Annotated in this window: 3 protein-coding genes and 1 pseudogene; all 4 read left to right on the top strand. The window is 71.8% G+C overall.

Going from position 1 to position 4,824, the window contains the following annotated elements; translation table 11 throughout:
• Positions 1 to 97 precede the first annotated feature (97 nt).
• Positions 98 to 1,018 carry a peptidoglycan-binding protein gene (locus HW445_RS18735; protein WP_180222149.1) on the top strand — a complete coding sequence of 307 codons (921 nt, stop codon included), beginning with the start codon at positions 98 to 100 and terminating at the stop codon, positions 1,016 to 1,018.
• A 214-nt stretch (positions 1,019 to 1,232) separates the two neighbouring features.
• The gene (locus HW445_RS18730; RefSeq protein WP_151769740.1) at positions 1,233 to 2,450 is read left to right on the top strand and encodes an acetyl-CoA C-acyltransferase; all 1,218 of its coding nucleotides are present in this window, start codon (positions 1,233 to 1,235) and stop codon (positions 2,448 to 2,450) included.
• Complete coding sequence (locus tag HW445_RS18725) at positions 2,447 to 4,576, top strand: 3-hydroxyacyl-CoA dehydrogenase NAD-binding domain-containing protein (protein ID WP_180222148.1); 2,130 nt, start codon at positions 2,447 to 2,449, stop codon at positions 4,574 to 4,576. The genes HW445_RS18730 and HW445_RS18725 overlap by 4 nt, the downstream gene beginning before the upstream one ends.
• A gap of 135 nt (positions 4,577 to 4,711) precedes the next feature.
• Positions 4,712 to 4,824, top strand: a pseudogene (locus tag HW445_RS33655) (NTP pyrophosphohydrolase); the annotation flags it as partial.

Genomic DNA, 4,824 nt, shown 5'->3' with positions numbered 1-4,824 from the left:
AACTCGCCGCCGAGTCCGCCCCCGCGCGGTCCGCCCCCGCGCAGGACGGATCACAGGCCGCGGAGGAGTCCGGGGCCACGACGGAAGGGGACCGGTGATGGCACAGCCGCTGAGCGCGTCCAGGATGGTGGAGATCCTGCGCGCCGAGGGCCTGACGGTGCACGAGGTGCGCAACTGGCGCACGCACCACCGCAACGCCAAGGGCCCCTGGGGCCCGGTCAACGGCGTCATGATCCACCACACGGTCACCTCGGGCACCGAGGCGTCCGTGAACATCTGCTACAACGGCTACTCCGGCCTGCCCGGGCCGCTGTGCCACGGCGTCGTCGACAAGAAGGGCCACGTCCACCTGGTCGGCAACGGCAGGGCCAACCACGCGGGGCTGGGCGACCGCCAGGTGCTGGACGCCGTCGTCGACGAGAGACCGCTGCCGGCCGACAACGAGGCCGACACCGACGGCAACCGCCACTTCTACGGCTTCGAGTGCGTCAATCTCGGCGACGGCAAGGACCCCTGGCCCGAGGCGCAGAAGGAGGCGATCGAGAAGGTCGCCGCCGCGATCTGCCGGTACCACGGGTGGAGCGAGCGGTCGGTCATCGGCCACAAGGAGTGGCAGCCCGGCAAGGTGGACCCGCGCGGCTTCACCATGGACGGCATGCGGGGGCGGATAGCCGGCCGGCTGAAGGACGGCGGTGACGCGGAGCCCTCGCCCGAACCGCCGGCGAAGCCCGTGCCCAAGCCCCCGGCGAAGCCGGCGCCGAAGCCCTCGTACGAGCCGTTCCCCGGCGCGGCGTTCTTCCGCGCGGGGCGCAGGTCCCCGGTGATCACCGCGATGGGCCGCCGGCTGGTGGCCGAGGGCTGCGGCCGCTACCAGCAGGGCCCCGGCCCCGAGTGGACCGAGGCCGACCGCCGCTCCTACGCGGCCTGGCAGCGGAAGCTGGGCTTCAGCGGCACGGACGCGGACGGGACGCCGGGCAGGGCCAGCTGGGACCGGCTGAAGGTGCCCGACGTGAAGTGACCCCCGCCCCCGGTCCGTCCCGGCCCCGGAGGGACCGGGGCGGGTCACCCGGGCGGACCGGAGCCCCTCGTTAGGGTGTGACCTTCGCCGCTTGGCACCGCGGGGGTGGGCACTATGGTTACTCGCAAGTAGCATGACGGGTGAGCGGGCGCTCAGACTTGGACGGGCCCGCTCGCGCAGCAGTGCCGTACCGCATCCCTGGAGGAGAGCCATCGTGCCTCGTACCGTCAGGGACGTCGTCTTCGTCGACGGCGTCCGCACCCCGTTCGGCAAGGCGGGCCCGAAGGGCATCTACCACGAGACCCGCGCCGACGATCTCGTGGTCAAGTCGATCCGGGAGCTGCTGCGCCGCAACCCGGGCCTCGACCCGGCGAAGATCGACGAGGTCGCCATCGCCGCGACCACCCAGATCGGTGACCAGGGCCTGACCCTGGGCCGCACGGCGGGCGTCCTGGCGGGTCTGCCGCAGTCCGTCCCGGGTTACTCCATCGACCGCATGTGCGCGGGCGCGATGACCGCGGTGACCACCACCGCCGGCTCCATCGCCTTCGGCGCCTACGACGCCGTCATCGCCGGCGGCGTGGAGCACATGGGCCGCCACCCCATGGGTGAGGGCGTGGACCCCAACCCGCGACTGGTCAGCGAGAAGCTGGTCGACGAGTCCGCCCTGTTCATGGGCATGACCGCCGAGAACCTGCACGACCGCTACCCGGCGATCACCAAGGAGCGCGCGGACAAGTACGCCGTCGCCTCCCAGGAGAAGGCCGCCAAGGCCTACGCGAACGGCAAGATCCAGCAGGACCTGGTCCCGATCTCCGTCCGCCGCACCAACGCCGACGCGGGCGAGACCGGCTTCGGCCTGGTCACCGCCGACGAGCCGATGCGCCCGGGCACCACCCTGGAGAACCTGGCCGGCCTCAAGACGCCGTTCCGCGTCCACGGCCGCGTCACCGCGGGCAACGCCGCCGGTCTGAACGACGGCGCCACCGCGGCCCTCCTCGCCTCCGAGGAGTTCGCCACGGAGAACGGCCTGCCGGTCAAGATGCGCCTGGTCTCCTACGCCTTCGCCGGCGTGGAGCCCGAGGTCATGGGCTACGGCCCGATCCCGGCCACCGAGAAGGCGCTGGCCAAGGCCGGCCTGTCCATCTCGGACATCGGCCTGTTCGAGATCAACGAGGCCTTCGCCGTCCAGGTGCTCGCCTTCCTCGAGCACTACGGCATCGCCGACGACGACGCCCGCGTCAACCAGTACGGCGGCGCCATCGCCTACGGCCACCCGCTGGCCTCCTCCGGCGTGCGCCTGATGACGCAGCTGGCCCGCCAGTTCGAGGACCAGCCGCACGTCCGCTACGGCCTGACGACGATGTGCGTCGGCCTCGGCATGGGCGCCACGGTCATCTGGGAGAACCCGAACTTCGAGGGGGACAAGTGAGCAACGTCGCCGAGCTTCTGAAGGGCGCCGCCGCGCTCTTCCCCGACGAGGTCGTCACCGAGGCGCACGTACGCCACTTCGACCTCCCCCTGGGTGCGGGCCGCTTCGCCCTGATCACCCTGGACAACGGCTTCGACCACACCAAGCCGAACACCTTCGGCCCGCAGTCGCTGGCCAAGCTGGACGCGGCGATCGACCAGGTCGAGCGTGAGGCCGCGGCCGGTGAGATCGTCGGCGTCGGCGTCACCGGCAAGCCGTTCATCTTCGCCGTCGGCGCGGACCTCAAAGGCGTCGAGGCGCTGAAGGACCGCGACCACGCGGTGGCGATCGGCAAGGGCGGCCACGACGTCTTCAAGCGTCTGGCCACGCTCGCCGTCCCGACCTTCGCGTACTACAACGGCGCGGCCATGGGCGGCGGCGTCGAGGTCGGTCTGCACTGCCGGTACCGCACGGTCTCCGCCGCGCTGCCCGCGTTCTCCCTCCCCGAGGTCTTCCTCGGCCTGGTCCCCGGCTGGGGCGGCTGCACCCTGCTGCCGAACCTGATCGGCGCCGACAAGGCCGTCTCGGTGATCATCGAGAACTCGCTCAGCCAGAACCGCCAGCTCAAGGGCAAGCAGGTCTTCGAACTGGGCATCGCCGACGCCCTGTTCGAGGGCGCGGACTTCCTCGAGCAGTCGCTGGTGTGGACGGCCGCCGTCCTCAAGGGCGAGATCGTCGTCGACCGCCCGGAGATCGACCGCGGCGAGGGCTGGGACAAGGCCGTCGAGCGCGGCCGGTTCGTCGCCGACTCCAAGGTGCACGGCGCGGCCCCGGCCGCCTACCGCGCGCTGCAGATCATCGCCGACGCCAAGAACGGCGACCTGCAGGCCGGTTACGACGCCGAGGACGAGGCCCTCGCGGACCTCATCATGGGCGACGAGCTGCGCTCCGGTCTGTACGCCTTCAACCTGGTGCAGAAGCGCGCCAAGCGCCCGGCCGGCGCGCCGGACAAGTCGCTGGCCCGCCCGGTCACCAAGGTGGGCGTCGTCGGCGCCGGCCTGATGGCCTCGCAGCTCGCGCTGCTCTTCCTGCGCCGCCTCGAGGTGCCGGTCGTGCTGACCGACATCGACCAGGCGCGCATCGACAAGGGCGTGGGCTACGTCCACGCCGAGATCGACAAGCTGCTCGGCAAGGGCCGCATCAACCAGGACAAGGCCAACCGCCTCAAGGCCCTGGTCACCGGTGTCCTGGACAAGGCCGAGGGCTTCTCGGACGCGGACTTCGTCATCGAGGCCGTCTTCGAGGAGATGGGCGTCAAGCAGCAGGTGTTCGCCGAGGTCGAGGCCGTCGCCCCGGCCCACGCGATCCTGGCGACCAACACCTCCTCGCTGTCGATCACCGAGATGGCGTCGAAGCTGAAGAACCCCGAGCGGGTCGTCGGCTTCCACTTCTTCAACCCGGTCGCCGTCCTGCCGCTGCTGGAGATCGTCCGCGGCGAGCGGACCGACGACGCCTCGCTGGCCACGGCGTTCGCCGTCGCCCGCAAGCTGAAGAAGACCGCGGTGCTGGTGAAGGACGCCCCGGCGTTCGTCGTCAACCGCATCCTCACCCGCTTCATGGGCGAGGTGCAGAACGTGATCGACGAGGGCACCCCGGTGGCCGTGGCGGAGAAGGCGGTCGAGCCGCTGGGCCTGCCGATGTCCCCGCTGGTGCTGCTGGAGCTGGTCGGCCCGGCGATCGGCCTGCACGTCTCCGAGACGCTCCACCGCGCGTTCCCGGACCGCTTCACCGTCTCCGCCAACCTCAAGCGGGTCGTCGAGGCCGGCAAGCGCGGCTTCTACGTCTACGACTCCGGCAAGCCGGAGCTGGACCCCGAGGTCGCCGCGCTCCTGCAGCAGGGCGACGCCGTGCTGACCGAGGAGCAGGTCCGCGAGCGGGTGCTGGGCGCGGTCGCCCAGGAGATCGGCCTGATGCTCGACGAGGGCGTCGTGGCCGAGGCCCAGGACATCGACCTGTGCCTGATCACCGGTGCGGGCTGGCCCTTCCACCTGGGCGGCATCACGCCGTACCTGGACCGTGAGGGCGTCGCCGAGCGGGTCAACGGCAAGCGGTTCCTGGCGCCGGGCGTGGCGTCGGTCCCGGCGTAACGCCGGCGGTCCCGGCCGGAGCCTTCCGGCCGGGCGGTTCCCTCCGAACCCCCGCGACGGGTCCGGGCGTCCCTGTGGACGTCCCGGGCCCGTTCGGCGTTCCGGGGGCCGGGCGGTGCGTGAGAGCCTGGGCGTATGACCTCGGCCCCTCTCCTGGTGATCGTCGACGCGGCCAACGTGGTCGGTTCCGTCCCCGACGGCTGGTGGCGGGACCGGCGCGGGGCGGCGGAGCGGCTGCGGGACCGGCT

Origin of the sequence: Streptomyces sp. UH6 (assembly GCF_013421635.1) — a bacterium.
In the GTDB taxonomy this organism is placed as follows: domain Bacteria; phylum Actinomycetota; class Actinomycetes; order Streptomycetales; family Streptomycetaceae; genus Streptomyces; species Streptomyces abyssomicinicus.
The sequence above is the reverse complement of the archived record's forward strand: the minus strand, read 5'-3'. Positions and strand labels throughout refer to the sequence as shown.

Excerpts from the sequence above, each read along its gene's own strand:
- HW445_RS18735 (WP_180222149.1), top strand. The coding sequence starts at position 98 with ATGGCACAGCCGCTGAGCGCGTCCAGGATGGTGGAGATCCTGCGCGCC.